Annotated in this window: 18 protein-coding genes; 5 read left to right on the plus strand and 13 right to left on the minus strand. The window is 57.5% G+C overall.

Features of this window, described 5'->3' with window-relative positions:
- Window positions 1-103: 103 nt before the first annotated feature.
- The 3 genes from DW913_RS07035 to DW913_RS07045 form a co-directional block, all read right to left on the minus strand.
- On the minus strand, window positions 104-934 hold the full coding sequence (locus tag DW913_RS07035; protein WP_117640126.1) for a class I SAM-dependent methyltransferase: 831 nt from the start codon (window positions 932-934) through the stop codon (window positions 104-106).
- Window positions 935-1,049: 115 nt separating this feature from the next.
- Window positions 1,050-1,655, minus strand: a complete 606-nt coding sequence (locus DW913_RS07040; RefSeq protein WP_055251058.1) for a class I SAM-dependent methyltransferase — start codon at window positions 1,653-1,655, stop codon at window positions 1,050-1,052.
- Window positions 1,642-2,271 (minus strand): class I SAM-dependent methyltransferase, encoded by a 630-nt coding sequence (locus tag DW913_RS07045; protein ID WP_117786446.1) that lies wholly within the window; start codon window positions 2,269-2,271, stop codon window positions 1,642-1,644. Before DW913_RS07045 ends, DW913_RS07040 begins: the two co-directional genes overlap by 14 nt.
- Before the next feature lie 563 nt (window positions 2,272-2,834).
- On the opposite strand from DW913_RS07045, the gene DW913_RS07050 reads away from it, so the two are divergent.
- Window positions 2,835-3,284 carry a hypothetical protein gene (locus DW913_RS07050; RefSeq protein WP_117786445.1) on the plus strand — a complete coding sequence of 150 codons (450 nt, stop codon included), beginning with the start codon at window positions 2,835-2,837 and terminating at the stop codon, window positions 3,282-3,284.
- Between the two features lie 217 nt (window positions 3,285-3,501).
- Here DW913_RS07050 and DW913_RS07055 read toward each other — a convergent pair whose 3' ends face one another.
- The 5 genes from DW913_RS07055 to DW913_RS07080 form a co-directional block, all read right to left on the minus strand.
- Window positions 3,502-3,921 (minus strand): YjdF family protein, encoded by a 420-nt coding sequence (locus tag DW913_RS07055; protein ID WP_117655556.1) that lies wholly within the window; start codon window positions 3,919-3,921, stop codon window positions 3,502-3,504.
- 380 nt (window positions 3,922-4,301) lie between these two features.
- Complete coding sequence (locus DW913_RS07065; protein ID WP_117798061.1) at window positions 4,302-5,024, minus strand: NAD-dependent protein deacetylase, SIR2 family; 723 nt, start codon at window positions 5,022-5,024, stop codon at window positions 4,302-4,304.
- A gap of 199 nt (window positions 5,025-5,223) precedes the next feature.
- Window positions 5,224-6,132 (minus strand): radical SAM mobile pair protein B, encoded by a 909-nt coding sequence (locus DW913_RS07070; protein WP_117798062.1) that lies wholly within the window; start codon window positions 6,130-6,132, stop codon window positions 5,224-5,226.
- Window positions 6,120-6,809, minus strand: coding sequence for a radical SAM mobile pair protein A (locus DW913_RS07075; RefSeq protein WP_117798063.1), 690 nt, complete (start codon window positions 6,807-6,809; stop codon window positions 6,120-6,122). The genes DW913_RS07070 and DW913_RS07075 overlap by 13 nt, the downstream gene beginning before the upstream one ends.
- Window positions 6,806-7,006, minus strand: a complete 201-nt coding sequence (locus tag DW913_RS07080) for a hypothetical protein (protein ID WP_089572807.1) — start codon at window positions 7,004-7,006, stop codon at window positions 6,806-6,808. The genes DW913_RS07075 and DW913_RS07080 overlap by 4 nt, the downstream gene beginning before the upstream one ends.
- Before the next feature lie 143 nt (window positions 7,007-7,149).
- Between DW913_RS07080 and DW913_RS07085 the strand changes: the two genes are divergently transcribed.
- Window positions 7,150-7,710, plus strand: a complete 561-nt coding sequence (locus tag DW913_RS07085) for a TetR/AcrR family transcriptional regulator (protein ID WP_117636933.1) — start codon at window positions 7,150-7,152, stop codon at window positions 7,708-7,710.
- A gap of 83 nt (window positions 7,711-7,793) precedes the next feature.
- Here the strand turns inward: DW913_RS07085 and DW913_RS07090 are convergent, their stop codons facing one another.
- From DW913_RS07090 to DW913_RS07100, 3 genes are read right to left on the minus strand one after another with little or no spacing between them, the layout of a single operon-like run.
- Window positions 7,794-8,618, minus strand: a complete 825-nt coding sequence (locus DW913_RS07090; RefSeq protein ID WP_117798064.1) for an NAD-dependent protein deacetylase, SIR2 family — start codon at window positions 8,616-8,618, stop codon at window positions 7,794-7,796.
- A gap of 11 nt (window positions 8,619-8,629) precedes the next feature.
- A complete protein-coding gene (locus tag DW913_RS07095; RefSeq protein WP_117798065.1) occupies window positions 8,630-9,328 on the minus strand; it encodes a hypothetical protein in 699 nt (232 codons plus the stop codon).
- 3 nt (window positions 9,329-9,331) lie between these two features.
- Window positions 9,332-10,348 carry an NAD-dependent protein deacetylase gene (locus DW913_RS07100; protein ID WP_117798083.1) on the minus strand — a complete coding sequence of 339 codons (1,017 nt, stop codon included), beginning with the start codon at window positions 10,346-10,348 and terminating at the stop codon, window positions 9,332-9,334.
- A gap of 92 nt (window positions 10,349-10,440) precedes the next feature.
- Between DW913_RS07100 and DW913_RS07105 the strand changes: the two genes are divergently transcribed.
- The 3 genes from DW913_RS07105 (at window position 10,441) to DW913_RS07115 (ending at window position 13,200) form a co-directional block, all read left to right on the plus strand.
- The gene (locus DW913_RS07105; RefSeq protein WP_117798066.1) at window positions 10,441-11,001 is read left to right on the plus strand and encodes a TetR/AcrR family transcriptional regulator; all 561 of its coding nucleotides are present in this window, start codon (window positions 10,441-10,443) and stop codon (window positions 10,999-11,001) included.
- Between the two features lie 198 nt (window positions 11,002-11,199).
- The gene (locus DW913_RS07110; protein WP_117798067.1) at window positions 11,200-11,730 is read left to right on the plus strand and encodes a flavodoxin family protein; all 531 of its coding nucleotides are present in this window, start codon (window positions 11,200-11,202) and stop codon (window positions 11,728-11,730) included.
- A gap of 180 nt (window positions 11,731-11,910) precedes the next feature.
- Window positions 11,911-13,200: an ATP-binding protein gene (locus DW913_RS07115; RefSeq protein WP_117798068.1), complete on the plus strand. Its 1,290-nt coding sequence runs from the start codon at window positions 11,911-11,913 to the stop codon at window positions 13,198-13,200.
- Between the two features lie 99 nt (window positions 13,201-13,299).
- Here DW913_RS07115 and DW913_RS07120 read toward each other — a convergent pair whose 3' ends face one another.
- Both DW913_RS07120 and DW913_RS07125 read right to left on the minus strand, forming a co-directional pair.
- On the minus strand, window positions 13,300-15,540 hold the full coding sequence (locus DW913_RS07120; RefSeq protein WP_117798069.1) for a DNA gyrase subunit A: 2,241 nt from the start codon (window positions 15,538-15,540) through the stop codon (window positions 13,300-13,302).
- A gap of 45 nt (window positions 15,541-15,585) precedes the next feature.
- Window positions 15,586-17,583, minus strand: coding sequence for a type IIA DNA topoisomerase subunit B (locus tag DW913_RS07125; protein WP_117798070.1), 1,998 nt, complete (start codon window positions 17,581-17,583; stop codon window positions 15,586-15,588).
- Window positions 17,584-17,682: the final 99 nt, after the last annotated feature.

Consider the following 17,682-nt stretch of genomic DNA (forward strand, 5'->3'; position numbering starts at 1 on the left):
TTGAATCCGTGCCCGCTGCTGTATGCGTGTCCTTGCACGCCCAATATGCGCCGTAAAAGCCGTCTTCTTCGACGTCAAAGTGAATGCGCTTCGTTTTCGCCTCTCAAAATCTTATTTTCACGATTTGCATTTTCATCCCGTTGTCACCGACCCTTGCGAGAAACCGGAAAAAGCAGCTGACAGAAGAGTCTCTCAAATCGTTGTAGCCCAGCATATAGCCGCGACTTGTGACCTGCAGACGGCTGTCCCACGTGCCGATTTCCTTGGCGGCATCCGAAACCGCAAAATATGCCCCCACATCCTTGATTTTTGCAGTCTTAAGCCATGTTTTTGCGATCATCTTTACCGCCGTCCGATTGGCAGCATCAAAGACCAGCACACTGCCGGGGAAAGCGTCCGCCATCCCCCGCACCAGTTCCCGGACCTGCTGGGTCAGAAAGTAATAGAACACCCCGGAGGCAAAGAACACCGCCCCGCGGGAGGCATCGATTTTGCTAAACCATGCGGTGTCTTTCAGGTCGCAGGGGATATTTTGTTCTCGATCCCCGGCGGGCAGTAGCTGCTGCCGCAAGGCAATCACATCCGGGAAGTCCAGATTGTAGATCTTGCATCTACCGTTGTCGCAGGTTCTGCCGGTGTTGTCCAGCCCGCAGCCCAGATTGACCACCGCCGCATTGGGGTGGCCTTTCAGGTAATCCCGCACCTCGAAAGCAAGATCACTCTGCCGTGTGGCCACCTCCAGCGCACCAAAGCGCTGCATCAGGCTGCGGGAGTTTTTCTCTGCCTCTGAAAAGTCGTAGTCGATCTGGTCGAGCAGACGAACCGCTGTTTCATCCCTGTAAAGGTTCGGGTACAACTCCGTACACAGCTTCCGGGAATACAGCGGGAGGATCAGCGTCTCCTGCACGGTGTTTTTCTCAATTTTACATTTCATAGGTTTCTTCCTCAGTGAATAAAAACTGTCATAATTGCCGCCAGCATAGCCGCTATGACCGTCATGCCTATCGCCATGTGCAGGATGGATGCAAAAATGCCCGTGCTTGATACCCCTACTTCCGCGCCGTGACGCAGAGCCACTTTTTCTTTTTGTGTATCTGCACCTCGTGAAAACCCGCCTGCTCCAGACATGCCTTTAATTCAATGTCCTTGTAGATGGTCATGCCGCCGATGATCTGCGTCCACCTCTCGTCCTTGTCCGTATCGCCATTGCTCTCGTTGCAGATAAGAATTGTCCCGCCTGGCTTCAGCGTCCGCCAGACCTCACGGAAGCATCGGGGCAAATCAGGCCAAAAATAGACGGTCTCAAAGGCCGTGGCGGCATCGAAGTAGCTATCCTCAAACACCATATCCGCCACACTGCCTTGCAGAACGGCGCAACGCCCCTCCTGAATTGCAATTCGGTTGAGCTTTCTAGTCTTCTCCACGCTGACGGGCGAATAGTCGACGCCCTTGACGACGCCATGCGGGCATTTTTTCAGCAGCCGTTTTATGTTCGCCCCGCCGCCGCAGCCGCAATCCAGCACCTTGGCATTTGGCGCAAGTCGTAGAAATCGAAGTCCCCACCGCGCCACAGGGCTGTGGCCCAGATTCATCATGGCAACCATAAGTTTTCCGCCGAGGCCCACGGGCTTGCGGGTGTTTTCAAAGAACGACATCTGGCCCCTCCGATTTCGTGCATTCCGCATAGGTCAACGGGAACGAGGCCTTCAGCACCGCGCTTTTCCGCACCGCCCAGCCGTTTTGACGCAGGAAACGCAGGTATTCCTCGCTTGTCCATCTGCTGTGGAGGGGGAATCCCGCCATACTCATGAAAAAGGCTTTTGCCTTGCCGGAAACCGAGTTCCCCGCGTGGGTGAAGGTTGGCGCGATGAGCACGCCGTCGTCCTTCAGCACCCGCCTGATTTCGTGCAGGGCCTTTTCCGGATGCGGCACTATGTGAAGTGCGTTGGACACGATCACCACTTCGAAGGACTTCTGTGCATAGGGCAGGCGGAACATATCTTGTACGGAAAAGTGCAGCTTTGCGGATTGATTGTCCCGCTTTGCTTCAAGGATCATCTTTGCAGAGGCGTCCGTAGCCTCGATGCGCGCCGCCGCATCCACGACGCTCTTTGCGATAAGCCCCGTGCCGGTAGCAACCTCCAGCACGGTCTTTGCTTTCACCACCGGCCGGATCAGCCCATACATCTTCTCATACGCCGCCCGGTCGTTTCGCATGAAACGGTCATACCGACCGGCGTTCTTGTCCCAGAAACCCTCACGTTCGTGCATGGCTGTCGCCCCCAAACAGTTAGAGCCATCTAACTATAACACACGAATCATGCAGTAAGATGAGGCTAACCTTCTTTTCTTGGCTAAGACGCATCTCTTCGGTTTTCGCTTATAACGGCGCGAATCAGATACTAGGCTGGAGCTGAAGAAGGAGCTTGGCGGACAGGTAGGTCGATACCGGTTCCCGGAACGGTGATCCAGCCAATTACACCAGGGCTCTAGTCATTGAGTGGGAATAGAAAATTCCTTAGTTATGGGGGTATTAATTTGATTTCCTTTAGGATACACCCCCATAACTATATGAATTGACCTGCTGACTCCAATGAAGATTGGAGGGTAACGGCCAGGGGCGACGGCCTAGCGAGTGTTATTTTGCGAGCTATGCGCGTTGAAAGCGACCTTTCGTGGTATAAACTGCTTGCCGGAAGCCGCGGCTTTCAGAGTACGGCTTACGTGTACGTTTAACCTCCGTGGGCGACGGGGTGCCGCAAGGCGTAGAATATCGCCCACCTGTAGGGGCCTGCAGCGATGCGGGCCCCACTTCGTATGAAGAGGCGCAACCGGTGAGGGTCGTATCCATCTCCCAGGACTTCTTCGACCTCGTCGAGGGCGACCGCGAGCTCATGCTTAAGCACAATCTCCCCTGCATCGTGGTGGTGAGGCTGCGTTTCCGCGGAAAGCGCAGGGACTTCGCCGTGCCGCTGCATTCCAACATCGCCCCCAACGTGCCCAAAGACCAGTACTTTGCGTTGCCACCCCGCCCCACGACGCGCCCCGGCTGTCGCCACAGCATCCACTACATCAAGATGTTCCCCATAACCAAGTCCTACCAGCGCCGCTTCAGGACCGAGGGCTCGGCCTACTACGAGACGCTCCAGCGCATCATCGACGGCAACACCAAGCGCATTGTCTCCGAGTGCCAGGCGTACCTCGACCGCTACGAGCGCGAGGGAAGGCCCCGCTTCGCCGTCGACATCGACCGTATCGTGGGGCTGCTGGAGGGCGAGAAGTAGGGCACCTCGGCTCAGTCTCGAGCCATGCGGAGTCGCTCCGCATTTTTGAACGCCGCGTGTGCGTCCCAAATGCTTGAGAAACTTGAGAAACAAGCTGTGAAGTGCAGTGGCTCGCCCGTGCCCGTGCATAGCCGTCACCATTAGCGTCTACGCGGCGTCGGCTTCAAGTGGAACTGGCCCCACTGCTGTATATGGTTTGCCTTGCTGCACATGGCGATCAATGCCCGCGATGCTTCTGCTTGCGCTTCAGCTTTCGCTGCTCGAAGCGCGCCTCCACCTCATCCGCGCGACGCTGGCTTCTTGCTTGAGCCGACTCCCGCTTCATCGCTTCCCGCTGTGCTGCGAGCGCCTGTTGTGCCTTGGTGCTCACCGCGGGCCGCTTAAGGGCTTTCGCTGCCTCGCGAGCGCGTCGCTTGGGATTCTTCGCGGGCTTGCTTGTTTCCGTGGCCTCGTCACCGAAGAACGCGAGCTTCGCCCATTTGCTTGTAACGAATTGCAGGATTTCCTCATCGGACGGTTCCGCGCCGAAGACGATGCGGGCGGCGCCGTATCTGCCGTCCTCGACATGCTCCGCCAGCCCGACCCAGAATTGGCCGTCATGATATACGGTCAGGGTGGATGACACGCTGATCTGCATGGTTGGTTCCTCCTTTATGTAGATGACCATGCAGAGAAGGGACAACCAAGGAGGCAGGTTACTGATGCGGACTCCCGCACGCCCACGACTACCCGACGGGGACTGTGTTTTCATCTCTGGTGGTTGGATTGTAGCATGAGCGAATGCGCATTGACCTCGCTGCCGGCATGCTGTGACTGGTCGAGGGTTTTACCAGGAATGGGGTAAGCCGGCGCAGAAACTGCACCCTGGCGACGTGGTCAACATTGCCCCAGGGGTGAAGCACTGGCACGGAGCCGCACCCGACAGCTGGTTCTCACATCTCGCGTTGGAGGTTCTGGGCGAGGAAGCCTCCAACGAGTGGTTGGAGTCTGTGGACAACGGGGAATATCTCAAAGAGACTAACAAGGAGGCTTAAATACCTTCGCCGTCCGCGCCACCGAGAGCAGTGCGCCCAAATCGGCCTGGATCGCCCCTGCCTTGCTTCCAAGCTGCAGCGGAGCCGAGCCGCCCGAGATGTTTACGCTCAAAAGGTGCGCATCCGGCAGCTTTGCGGCCATGCTCCAGAACGGGAGCGTGATGATGCCCGGGGTCATCTCGCCCACGCCGAGCTCCAGCAACAGCACGCGGCGATCGCTGCGCTCGCGCACGAAGCGCTCGTATCGTCCGAGGCTCTCGCGCCATGCCGCACCCTGCAGAAACGTGTCGTCGCGCACCCACGGCACGAGCTGCCAGCCGCAGTGCGGGCATCGGGGGACGTCCTCGCTGCGGACCTCGAACCCCGCCATGCCCGCGAGCATGCGCTCGACGTAGGGGCTCGCATCGAAGAGCTCGTCGCAGCATGGCTGCTTGCATTGAAGGTGCGCGAAGCTTCCCTGATAGTTGCAGATCCTCTCGGTGGGAAACGTCTTCTCGACTTGGGTGTCCACATTGGTGCTCAGGATGAAGTAGTCCTTATGGCCGATGAGGGACCGTAGGTCGAGATAGGGCTGCGAGGCCAGCTCGCGCAGCATGAAGTCGATGTATCGCGCATAGTATGCCCATTGCTGCTCGAGGCTGGGGTAGAGGTGGTAGAAGCCGTCGAAAAGGCTCTTGACTACTTTCGATTGATGCTCAGTGCCCATTGTATTCGCTACGATTAAACTCGGCACAGGGGGTACTGGTTTTCCGTGCGAAAACGCTCATGCCGCTAAATTGAGCGACCGCCTGTACTGCAGCGGGATCATCCGCCCGAGCGGTCCCTTAATCCGTCGCCCGTTGCGCCAATCGGCAGAAGCCACGCGTGGACGCTAATCGCTCGAGCGAATCGTCGTCGGTTTCCGTTTAACGATTTCTTTTTCCGCTATTATCTGACCCTCGGACTTCCTCGTGATAGAAGTAGTCCACGATCACCGGATGCCCCTGGGGGACTCTGCCATAAGGCATTTCGTTGTCCACAAAGGGGCAATCGTACTTCTTGGCCATTTCCTCGGCTTTTACTTCAAGCGCTTCAAAATAGCTACGGTTGCGCTTGTTATAGATCTCATCGTAAAGCGGTACGAGATTGGGATGTTTCTCGGCGATATAATCCAGGATCGCTTTTTTGAAACCACCCCGAAGATTGAGATTTTCGAGCCAAAACAAATCGCACCGATCTTTTACTCGCTCAAAAATCATCTCAAAATCCGTGATGCCGGGAAATACCGGGGACACGAAGCAGACCGTACGGATACCTTCGTCATACACCTGCTTCATAGCAGCGATACGACGCTCGATGCTCGACGCGGAGTCCATATCGTTCTTGAAGTTCTCATCCAGCGTGTTGATCGACCATGAAACGGTCACTCGTCCAAGCCTCTTCAGCAGATCGATATCCCGTACCACAAGATCGGACTTTGTGCAGATCAGAATATCTGCATCGCTGCCAATCAGCTGCTCCAGGAGTTTCTTGGTATTCCCGAATCGCTCCTCCTGTGGATTGTAGCCATCCGTCACAGAACCGATAACCACCCGCTGTCCAGCGTATTTCTTCGGATTCTTGATTTCCGGCCAATGCTTCACATCAAGAAAGGTGCCCCATTCCTCCTTGTGTCCGGTAAAGCGCTTCATAAAGGAGGCATAGCAATACTTGCAGGCATGCGTGCAGCCTACATAGGGATTGACCGAGTAGCCGCCTACCGGCAGGCTGGACTTGGTCATGATGTTCTTTGCTTCCACCTCATTGATGAGGATTCCATCGATCACTTCTGCCATGTTCTCTGCACCTCCAGCACTCTTTCGAATTCTTCCGGCAATTCCTGAATCATGTTTTCGTCCCCTATGACAGAGACGAGGTCTTCCTTCATAAACATTGGAATGCCAAGCGCGTGCGCCTGGTCCGTCAAAGACCATGCCCACTCCGGTTCCGTATGAACCTTCCTGCTCTGCGCCCCGGTCATGGTACCGACGACGATCCAGTTGATTCCGGAAAGGTCGACCGTACCGGGATCGTCGAATAGCGGCTCAAAAGTAACGAAGAAGTGATTTGCTTTGACGTTTTTCCGAAGGGCGTCGATACGCCACAGCTCCGCTTTCCTCGTCACCGTAACGCCGAACCATGCGTTTTCCAGGTCGGTATCTAAATCCAGCAAATCGGGTCTCTTGGTCAGGAACAGGAACTGATGCTGTGGATTCTCATGGATCTTTGCAAGTACCTCGTCTCGCCATTCCAGCTTCCACCCGGAGAGATCGCTCATGCCGGTAAGGAGAAAGTTCTGCGGGCGTTTCTTTTCCATCATCTTGAGCTTGCTCGGGAAGAACGCAGGATCAGCGAAGTCGTCAATCATATGCCAACGTTTCACATTGTTACGGGCATAGCAATATGGACACCCCACCGTGCAGCCGATGACGATATTCATATTCTGAATCTGATTTTTGATGCAGATGCTCATAACGCCTGCCTACCTGCCTCTCCCGTAAACACGCAATCAGCTTCCCCCACCTTTCGGGCAAAAGCCTCGATATCTTGCTTGCAAGCAGCAGGCTCGCAATCGCTCAAATCGTATGACGTGCCGCCGTTTCGATAGACGGCCCGATGGGAAAACGATCGGCTGACAAGCCCGATGCCGAGCTTCTCGCACAGGGTCATCCGTGCTCCCTTTCAGCTATAAAAAACAGGTGTCTATAAACAGTATCCTTGTTGATTTTCGCAGGGGCAATGAACAAACGCGTGCACCTGTCGATAAACGAACAGCTACTGGACATTGTCAAACGACTCAGATTGGAGAGGCGATGGGAGAAACCAAGATCGACCGCCGGCGGCGCTACACCCTCTCGGTCATACAGGAGGCGTTCTTCGCGCTGCTGGCCGAGGTCGGCTTCGCGAAGATGACGGTGGCGGACATCTGCCGCCGCGCCGAGATCAACCGGGGAACGTTCTATCTGCATTACGAGGATAAGTACGCGCTGCTCGATGCGCTTATCGACGAGGCATTGGCAGCGGCTCCCCCGCTTGAGGGGGTTGAATCGGCAACGCTTTGCCAGCGTCCGCCGGCAGACGACGATTATCGCCTGCTTTATTCGGACAGCGACGCATACGCTCGCGTAGCCCAGCGCGTCATAGAACGCGGAGCGGAGCAGATGGTTCCCTGGGTCATGGAGAAAACAGGGCTTTCACGCGAAGACGCCTTCCTGCTCTTCGTCCACAACGTCCAGGGCAATCTGGCCGTCAACCGCCTGCTCGGCTGGAGACGAGGTCCCGAGTTCGCCCATGCCCAGGAGCTGCTCAACGCCTATTCCGAAGGGGGCTTACTGGCGGTATCCGCTCTTCGCGATTCCGATAACCCATCGTGACCTGCGATTCAGGAATACCAGCCTCCGAGCCCTCTCGTTCGGAGGCTGCGACTAAAACCTCATTGCGCGTCTACCGCTCCGCGTTACTCGCCACCTGCCCGCGCCGCCGAGAGCAGGGCGCCCAAATCGGCCTGGATCGCCCCTGCCTTGCTTCCAAGCTGCAGCGGAGCCGAGCCGCCCGAGATGTTTACGCTCAAAAGGTGCGCATCCGGCAGCTTTGCGGCCATGCTCCAGAACGGGAGCGTGATGATGCCCGGGGTCATCTCGCCCACGCCGAGCTCCAGCAACAGCACGCGGCGATCGCTGCGCTCGCGCACGAAGCGCTCGTATCGTCCGAGGCTCTCGCGCCATGCCGCACCCTGCAGAAACGTGTCGTCGCGCACCCACGGCACAAGCTGCCAGCCGCAATGCGGGCATCGGGGGACATCCTCGCTGCGGATCTCGAACCCCGCCATGCCCGCGAGCATGCGCTCGACGTAGGGGCTCGCATCGAAGAGCTCGTCGCAGCATGGCTGCTTGCATTGAAGGTGCGCGAAGCTTCCCTGATAGTTGCAGATCCTCTCGGTGGGAAACGTCTTCTCGACTTGGGTGTCCACATTGGTGCTCAGGATGAAGTAGTCCTTATGGCCGATGAGGGACCGTAGGTCGAGATAGGGCTGCGAGGCCAGCTCGCGCAGCATGAAGTCGATGTATCGCGCATAGTATGCCCATTGCTGCTCGAGGCTGGGGTAGAGGTGGTAGAAGCCGTCGAAAAGGCTCTTGAAGCCAAAGGCTTGCTGCCAGTCCGCCATTCCGGCGCGCGCCATGCCCGCGCGGTTGTAATGGTTGAACCCGGCGGCGCTTGACATGCCCGAGCCGATGCCGACGATGATGGCGTCGGCATCGTCGATAAGACTTCGAAGCCTCATCACTTCTCTTTCTAGGGGCGGCATCGGGCGATCTCCTCGAAAGCCGGGGCCATATCGCCGTCAACGAGAATCGTCTCGCACGATGCATCGGGCGCCATGGCCTGGCTGTAGTTGAACACGATGTAGGTGGCGTGCTCGCAGGCGTTCGCAATCTGGGCGAGCATGCGCTTTATGACGCCGTTGCGCAGTCCTACGCCAAGTTCGAGGATGGCGACCCTGCCGTTGCGATGGGCTTGCACAAGACGCGCGAGCTCGTCGAGCTGGGCTATGGCGAGGGCGTCTGGATGGTCGAGACGCCGCTCGTCGATCGACGTGCGCGTGTTCCCCTCCGTCTCGAGAATGCGGTTCTCGTCGAACCCAGCGCGCGCGAAGTGCCCGTCGATGTTGCACGTGACCACGAAGGTGTCGGCGTGCTCCGTAAGACGCCGCAGCCCGTTCATGAGCGGGCTGGGCTCATATTCGAGATATTCCTTTTGATGGAACCGCTCGGCCCATCGGCGTCGCACGCTGGCATCCGGGGAAGCGAGCCCCTGCAGTATGCAGCCGATGCCGTCTGCCTGGGCGAGGTCCCCGTACGCCTCTTGGAAATGAGCATCGGCGCAGAAAAGGTTGAACCCCTCCGCCATGTCGAGTCCGTTGCTAGCGCCGATGATGACAAGATCCGCTTCGGCTAGCGCCCTGCCTATGCGAACTGCTTTCGCCGTCTCCATGCGCTACCTCCCCAGCGTCTTGCGCACGTCGGCGAGCACGTCGGCGATGTCGGCGCGAACGGCGAGCCCCCGATCCTCGATCGCGCGGGGGAGAAACTGCGTCTTGTTGTTTACGGCGATGTAGCTGGCCTGCGGTAACTGCGCCGTGAGGGCCCAGAACGGCTCCTGGATAAACGCGGGCGTCATGCGGCCCACACCCAGCTCGAGGAAGAGGATCCTCTGCCGTGCGTGCGCGTCGAGCCAGTCGGACACCTTGCGGTACTGCTCCTCGTAGAGTTCGCCCTGCAGGAAGTTGCCGTAGCCGCGAACCCAGGGGAACGCCTCTGCCCCGCAGTGCGGGCAGCGCGGCACGAGCTCTGGCGGAACCTCCAGACCGTCTCCCATGGCCTCTACCATGTTGGAGACCGGCTCGACCGCATCCCACACCGCGTCGGTGCAACAGCGGGAGCACTGAAAGAAGCGGTGGTCGCCTTGGATCTCTGCCACTTTCTCCCAGGGATAGAGCTTCACAAACTGCGTGTCCTGGTTGGTGGTGAGCACGAAGAAATCCTTCTCGGCGAGAATGGCGTCGAGGTCCTTGTAGGGCTTGCGCAGCGGGGCGTTGAGCGTGGTGTCGAGGAAGGTGGCGAGGTATCCCCAGCGCGCCTCGGCGGTGGGCCAGCGGTAGAACGACCCCTCGAAAGCGCCCTTGAAACCGTAACGCTCGGCGAATTTGCCGAAATGCTTGCGATAGGTCGCGTTGTCCTCGTAGTAGAAGTCGCCGCCGCCCGCCGCGGAGAGCCCGGAGGCCCCGCCCACCAGCACGCAATCGGCTTCTTCGATCATACGGGCGAAGTCCTCGATTTGCTGGTCGTAGGGCTCGGGCTCGCGGTCACTCAGCTCATAGGGCGTGCTGCCGCTGCGGTAGGCGGCATGAAGGGAAAACGATCGGTTGGTGAGCTCGATAACGAGCTGCTCGTACAGGGTCACTGGATACCTTCTTTCAGCTATTATAAACAGGTGTCTATAAAAAGTATCCATGTCGATTTGCTTAAGAGCAATGAACAGCTTCGGCCTGCTGTCGATAAACGAGCGTTTGCCGGGCATTGTCGAGCGTTGCAATTGGAGGGGTAATGGAAGCGGGGAAGATCGATCGTCGCCGACGCTATACACTCTCGGTCATACGGGAGGCGTTCTTCGCGCTGCTGGCCGAGGTCGGCTTCGCGAAGATGACGGTAGCGGATGTCTGCCGCCGCGCCGATATCAACCGTGGCACGTTCTATCTGCACTACGAGGACAAGTTCGCCCTGCTCGACGCGCTTATCGACGAGGCCTTGGCGGCGGTGCCGCCGCTCGAGGGAACGGAGGCGGGTGCCCTCTGCCAGCGTCCGCCGGCAAACGATGACTATTATCTGCTCTACTCGGATGACGACGCGTACGCCCGGGTGGCACAGCGCGTCGTCGAGCGCGGCGCCGAGCAGATGGTTCCCTCGATCATGGAGGAGACTGGGCTTTCGCGCGAGGACGCCTATCTGCTCTTCGTCCACAACGTCCAGGGAAATCTCGCGGTCAACCGCCTGCTCGGTTGGAGGCGAGGGCCCGAGTTTGCCCACGCTCAGGAGCTGCTCAGCGCCTATTCCGAAGGGGGTATGCGAGCGGTATCGGCTCGTCACGATCCTCGTAGCTCGTCTTGACCGCATGTCATTTCAGGTAGGTGGCGTTGCTATGGGCCCTCTTTGTTTTTCGACGTTGTATAAGGCAATCGCAATCGTCTTGAGCTTCTTTAGGGAACTTGAACAAGAGATATGGCCTGCTGGCGATTGATTAACACCATTCGTTTTGGTTACAAGAAAACATGCTGCGCGCCTGCAGCATGAGGGAGAGGGAATCCTATGAATATCGTTGTATTGAGTGGTAGCCCGCGTAAGGGCGCCAATACCGACACCATGGTCGAGGCCTTTGCCGAGACCGCGCGTGAGGGCGGCAATACGGTCGAGGTCGTCCGCGTTGCCAGCAAGAAGATCGCTGGTTGCCTGGGATGTCAGTACTGCTTTACCCATGAGGGCACCTGTGTGCAGAAGGATGACATGGCTGACGTGATCGAGTCGCTGAAAGGCGCCGATATGGTTGTCTTCGCTTCGCCTATCTACTGGTTTGATATCACTGCGCAGGAAAAGACCGCCATCGACCGCCTGTACGCCTTCGGTGCCACGGGTTTCCCGTTCACCAAGACGGCCCTTTTGCTCGATAGCCACAGCGAGGGTGTCTATGATGCGGCGATCGCTATGTACAAGTCAACCTGCGCGTACTGCAAGTGGGAGGACCAGGGCATTGTCACGATTGGTGGCATGACCGAGCGCGACAGCATGGCATCGTCGCCCAAGTTGAAAGAGGTGCGAGAGCTCGCTCGCAAGCTCGCCTAAGGACAAGAAGAACGCATGGCAATCAGCGTTGGTGGAAATGCTTGCTGTCCTTACCGAGAGATAGGGGCGAATTCCCTCAAGTGCCGTATAGAGCAATTTTTAAACGCAGAAAAATAACTGAAAACAAATTAATCCGCGTTAAAATATTGTCAAATAGAAGTTCATGAGGGAAGGTTACGTATGCGTCGCAAGGCAGACGAGCTCCTTAGGGAATGGCGAGACAGAGCTGATAGAAAACCTTTGCTGGTCAAAGGCGTGCGCCAGTGTGGCAAGACCTATTTGCTCAGAACGCACGCCCAGGATCTTTTCGAATCGGTTGTCTACGTTAATCTTGAGAACGACCGGTCGGCGCGAGCGGATTTTTCGGGCGGTCTTGATCCTCATTCGATCGTACGTGCGATCGAGGCTCGTACGGGACAGCGTATCGTGCCTGGCAAAACCTTACTGTTCATTGACGAGATCCAGGCATGCGAGGAAGCGCTCACTTCCCTTAAATACTTTTGCGAAGATGCTCCCGAGTATTACGTTGCGGCTGCCGGGTCGCTTCTTGGGGTTGCCATTAACCATCAGTCGTATTCGTTCCCCGTCGGAAAGACCGACTTGATTGAGATGACTCCACTCGATTTCGAGGAGTTTCTCTGGGCGATGGGGCACGATCAGCTGGTCGACGAGATACGCTCATCATTCGAGATAATGGGTTCTCTTGCGCCAAGCCTTCATGAAAAGGCGCTTGGGCTCTATCGACAGTATCTTGTTGTTGGCGGAATGCCCGAGGCGGTCCAAACGTACATCGATGATCAGTCAATCATTGATGTGGCCGAAAAGCATCGGATTATTCTCGACGGATATTCCGCCGACACCAATAAATATGCTGATGAACGCTTGAGCGCAAAGACGCGTGCGTGCTTCGATTCCATTCCACAGCAGCTTGCCAAAGAGAATCGTAAATTTCAATACAAGGTAGTGCGAGCGGGGGGCAATGCGTCTCTCTTTGGAGATGCTCTCGATTGGCTTGTATTGTCGGGTACGGTGGCGCGCTGCAGCCTAGTCGGGCAGATCGAAAGCCCTTTAGAGGCCTTCGTTAACCCTTCTGCTTTTAAAATCTATCAGGCGGATACAGGGCTGCTGGTCTCCAAGGCCGGTGCTCAACGCGCCGATATTCTTGCCGGTATCGGCGGCACATTCATGGGTGCACTTACCGAAAACTACGTTGCCCAACAGCTTTCAGCCATGGGTTATCCACTGCATTATTGGGCGCGAGATAATCGTGCGGAAATCGACTTTGTAGTAGAGAAGCAGGGATGCTTGTCTGCGATTGAAGTCAAGGCGGGGGAGAACACAAGATCTCGAAGTCTGTCCTCACTTAAAAAGACCCATCCGGGCGTGCGCCTTATCAGGCTATCGACTAAGCCCTTTGGAATGAATGATGGGCTTATGTCTGTTCCGCTTTATGCGGCATTTTGTCTATAGGGATGATGCTGGTGTAATGCATGGGGCCCGGGGCGCAGCGTTTACTGCGCTCCGGGCCCCGCTGCTTTGTAAAACCATGACGGTTTAGTCGCCGTTGTTTTAGTCAAACAAACTCGGCATGTCATTTTCCTTCATGAGGGCGCCGGCGGAGGGCAGGCTCTGCGCGGTGAACTTCTCGGCCGAGACGCCGGCGCCAAGGATTTCCTCGGTCGTGCCGACGGTGGTGACCGAGCGGCCCTTCTTGGCCGTAAAGGCCTGGACGCCCTGCGTGTTGGTGGTCGTCTTGGTCTTGAGCAGCGACGTGTTGAAGTTCATCAGACGGTAGTCGCTCGAGACCAGCGCGATGTCGCGATCTTCCTTGAGCACCTGGGCATACAGCAGCTTGCTGCCACCATAGATGGCGTTTTTGAGGCGCTTGCGGTTGGTCTTGGTAACGTATCCGGCAAGCGCGACACGCACCACGCGGCCGTTCTCAAAGACGAACAGCACGTCGGCCTTGTAGTCCTCGGGGTCGATGACCCAGATGACGTTCTCGTCGGGTTCCATCTCAAGATCGGTCGGCAGGTACGAGCCCAGCTGTGCCGACTTGGTGTCCTCAAACGCCGTGACCTTGCACTTGTACACCTGGCTCTTGTTGGTAAAGACCAGCAGCTCGTGGGTGTTGGAGGACGGGAACTCGATAAAGGGTTTGTCGCCGTCCTTGTACTTGAGCGTGGTCGCCTTCTTGAGCACGCGGTCCGTCATCTTCTTGAGGTAGCCATCGCGCGAGAGCATGATCGTAACCGGGTACTCCTCGACCTCGGGCTCCAAGCTTACCTCGATAACCTCATGGGGCTCGATCCTGCCCGTGCGGCGCGGCATCACGTACTTCTTGTTGACCGCGGCCAGCTCGTCGCTGATGACCTTCTTGATGTTCTCTTCGCTCGAAAGGATCTCCTCAAGCTCGGCAATCTCACCCTCGAGCTTAGCGATGTCCTTGGTGCGGTTGAGGATGTACTCCTCGTTGATGTTGCGGAGCTTGAGCTCGGCGACAAACTCGGCCTGGGTCTCGTCGATGTCGAAGCCCTTCATAAGGTTGGGCACGACCTCGGCCTCGAGTTTGGTGCCGCGGATGATGGCGATCGCCTTGTCGATGTCGAGCAGGATCGCCTCAAGGCCGTGCAGCAGGTGCAGGCGCTCGGACTTTTTGCCCAGGTCAAAGTTAATGCGGCGACGCGTGGACTCAATACGCCACTTGACCCACTCGCGCAGGATCTGGCGCACGCCCATAACACGGGGATAGCCGTCGACGAGCACGTTGAAGTTGCACGAGAACGAGTCCTGCAGCGTGGTCGAGCGATAAAGCTTCGCCATGAGCTTGTCGGGGTCGACACCGCGCTTAAGGTCGATGGCGATGCGCAGGCCCGAAAGGTCGGTCTCGTCGCGGATGTCGGCGATCTCTTTGACTTTGCCCTCTTTGGAGAGCTTGACGATGCGCTCGATGATGACATCGGTCTTGGTGGTGTAGGGAATCTCGTACACCTCGATGATGCGCTCTTCGGGAATCCAGCGCCAGCGGGAGCGAATCTGGAAGCTGCCAAGGCCGGTCTCGACGATCTTCTCCATCTCCTCGCGGCGGTAGATGATCTCGCCGCCGGTCGAGAAGTCGGGCATGGGCATGTACTCGAGCAGGTCGCAGTCGGGATCCTGCAGGTAGTGCATCGTGGCAGTGCAGACCTCGTTGAGGTTGAAGCCGCAGATGTCGGACGCCATGGCGACGCCGATGCCCTTATTGGCCGAGACGAGGATATTGGGGAACGTGGTGGGCAGCAGGCGCGGCTCCTTCATGGCGCCGTCGTAGCTGTCGACGAAGTCGACCGGGTCCTTGTCGATGTCCTTGAAGATCTCGGCGCTGATGGGGGAGAGCTTGGCCTCGGTATAACGCGAGGCGGCGTAGCTCAGGTCGCCCGAATAGTACTTGCCAAAGTTGCCCTTCGACTCCACGAAGGGGGCGAGCAGTGCCTCGTTGCCGGTGGCCAGACGCACCATCGTCTCGTAGATCGCGGCGTCGCCGTGCGGGTTGAGCTTCATGGTCTGGCCCACGATGTTGGCGCTCTTCTGGCGCTCGCCCTTGAGCAGACCCATCTTGTACATGGTGTAGAGCAGCTTGCGGTGCGAGGGCTTAAAGCCGTCGATCTCGGGGAATGCACGCGAGACGTTGACGCTCATAGCGTAGGGCATGTAGTTGACCTCGAGCGTCTGCGTGATCGGCTGGTCGGTGACCTCGGAGTGCAGGCCGATGACGTTCTCGGCGTTGACCTGCTTTTTCTTTGGCTGGTTCTTCGTCTTTTTCTTTGCCACGATTTCCTCTTGAACTTCTTATGGGCCGTCGGTATCGATTTGCTGCTATTGCAGGTCCAGCTGGTCCAGGTATTCCTTGCCGTGCTCGGAGATGTGGCGCTTACGGCCCGCCTCGTCGTTGCCCAGCAACAGGTTGAACATGGTTTCCATCTTGGTGACGTCCTCGGGCTCCACCTTGATCAGGCGGCGCGTCTCGGGGTTCATGGTGGTGAGCCACATCATGTCCGGATCGTTCTCACCAAGACCCTTGGAGCGGTTGATGGAGCACTTTTGGTCGCCGATCTCTTTAAGGATGCCGTTCTTCTCGAGCTCGGTGTAGGCAAAGTAGGTCTTCTCTTTGCAATTGATCTCGTAGAGCGGCGACTCGGCGATATACACGTAGCCCTCGTCGATAAGTGTGGGCACCAGGCGGTAGAGCATGGTGAGCACGAGCGTACGGATGTGGTAACCGTCGACGTCGGCGTCCGTACAGATAATGACCTTGTTCCAGTTGAGGTTGTCCAGGTCAAAGGCGCCAAGGTTCTTGATGCGCCTGTCTTTGATCTCCACGCCGCAGCCCAGCACGCGCATGAGGTCCATGATGATGTCGGACTTAAAGATGCGCGGATAATCCTCCTTCAGGCAGTTGAGGATCTTACCGCGGACGGGCATAACGCCTTGGAACTCGGCATCGCGCGAGGTGCGAATGGCGCCTGCTGCCGAGTCGCCCTCTACGATGTAGATCTCGCGGCGGCTCTTGTCCTTGGAGCGGCAGTCGATGAACTTTTGCACGCGGTTGGCCATGTCGGTCTTCTGCTGCAGGTTGGTCTTGATGCTCTGACGCGTCTTCTCGGCGTTCTCGCGCGAACGCTTGTTGATGAGCACCTGCTCCATGATCTTGTTGGCAGCATCTTTGTTCTCGATCAGGTAAGTCGAGAGGCGCTCCTTAAAGAAGGCCGTCATGGCCTGCTGGATAAAGCGGTTATTGATGGCCTTCTTAGTCTGATTTTCGTAGGACGTCTGGGTGGAGAAGCAGTTGGTCACCAGCACCAGGCAGTCCTGGACGTCTTGCCACTTAATGCCGGTCTCGTTTTTGTTGTACTTGCCCTGTTGCTTAATATAGGCATCGATGGCGCTGGTCAGAGCGCTGCGCGCGGCCTTCTCGGGCGAGCCGCCGTTCTCGAGCCACGATGAGTTGTGGTAATACTCCTGCATCATGAAGGTGCGCGAGAAGCACATGCACGCGGTGATCTTTACGTTGTAGTCGGGCAGGTCCTCGCGATCGCGACCGCGGCGGTCGGCCTCGATAAAGAAGGGTTCGGTAAGGTAGTCGGTACCGACCTTCTCGAGCACGTAGTCCTCGATACCCTTGGGGTAGCAAAAATCCTCTTCGGAAAACTCGCCGTTGTCGTCCTCGATGCGCAGGCGGAAGGTCACGTTGGCGTTGACCACGGCCTGGCGGCGCATGGTCTCGCGATACCAGTCGTGGGGAATGCTGATCGAGGTAAAGACCTCAAGATCGGGGCGCCACTTGATGGTGGTGCCGGTGCGGTCCTCGTCGCTGGGCTCAATCTCGAGTGCCTTCTTTTTGGCGCCGACGACCTTGCCTTTCTTAAAGTGCAGAGAGTACTTGTTACCGTCGCGCCAAACGGTGACGTCCATGTACTCGGAAGCGTACTGGGTCGCGCACGAGCCCAGGCCGTTGGTGCCGAGCGAGAAGTCGTAGTCGCCGCCCTGGTTGTTGTTGTACTTGCCGCCGGCGTAGAGCTCGCAGAAGACGAGCTCCCAGTTAAAGCGCTTCTCGGAAGGGTTCCAGTCGAGCGGGCAGCCACGGCCGTTGTCCTCTACCTGAATGGAGCCATCGCGAAAGGCGGTAAGGGTGATGAGCTTGCCGTAGCCCTGGCGTGCTTCGTCAACGGCGTTGGACAGGATCTCGAAGGCGGCATGCGCGCAACCATCGAGTCCGTCCGAGCCAAAGATGACGGCGGGGCGCAGGCGTACGCGCTCCTCGTCCTTGAGCTGGCGGATACTGTCGTTACCATAGTTTGCGGTGTTTTTTGCCATACTCGCTCTCTCGGTGCTCCTTTTGCTGCGTTTAAGTCATATAGATAGTCAAGGTAGCATAGCCCAGGCCGTGGGCGATTCCAACCAACACGAATTCCA

It is taken from the genome of Collinsella sp. AM42-18AC (assembly GCF_003467965.1).
Lineage (GTDB): Bacteria > Actinomycetota > Coriobacteriia > Coriobacteriales > Coriobacteriaceae > Collinsella.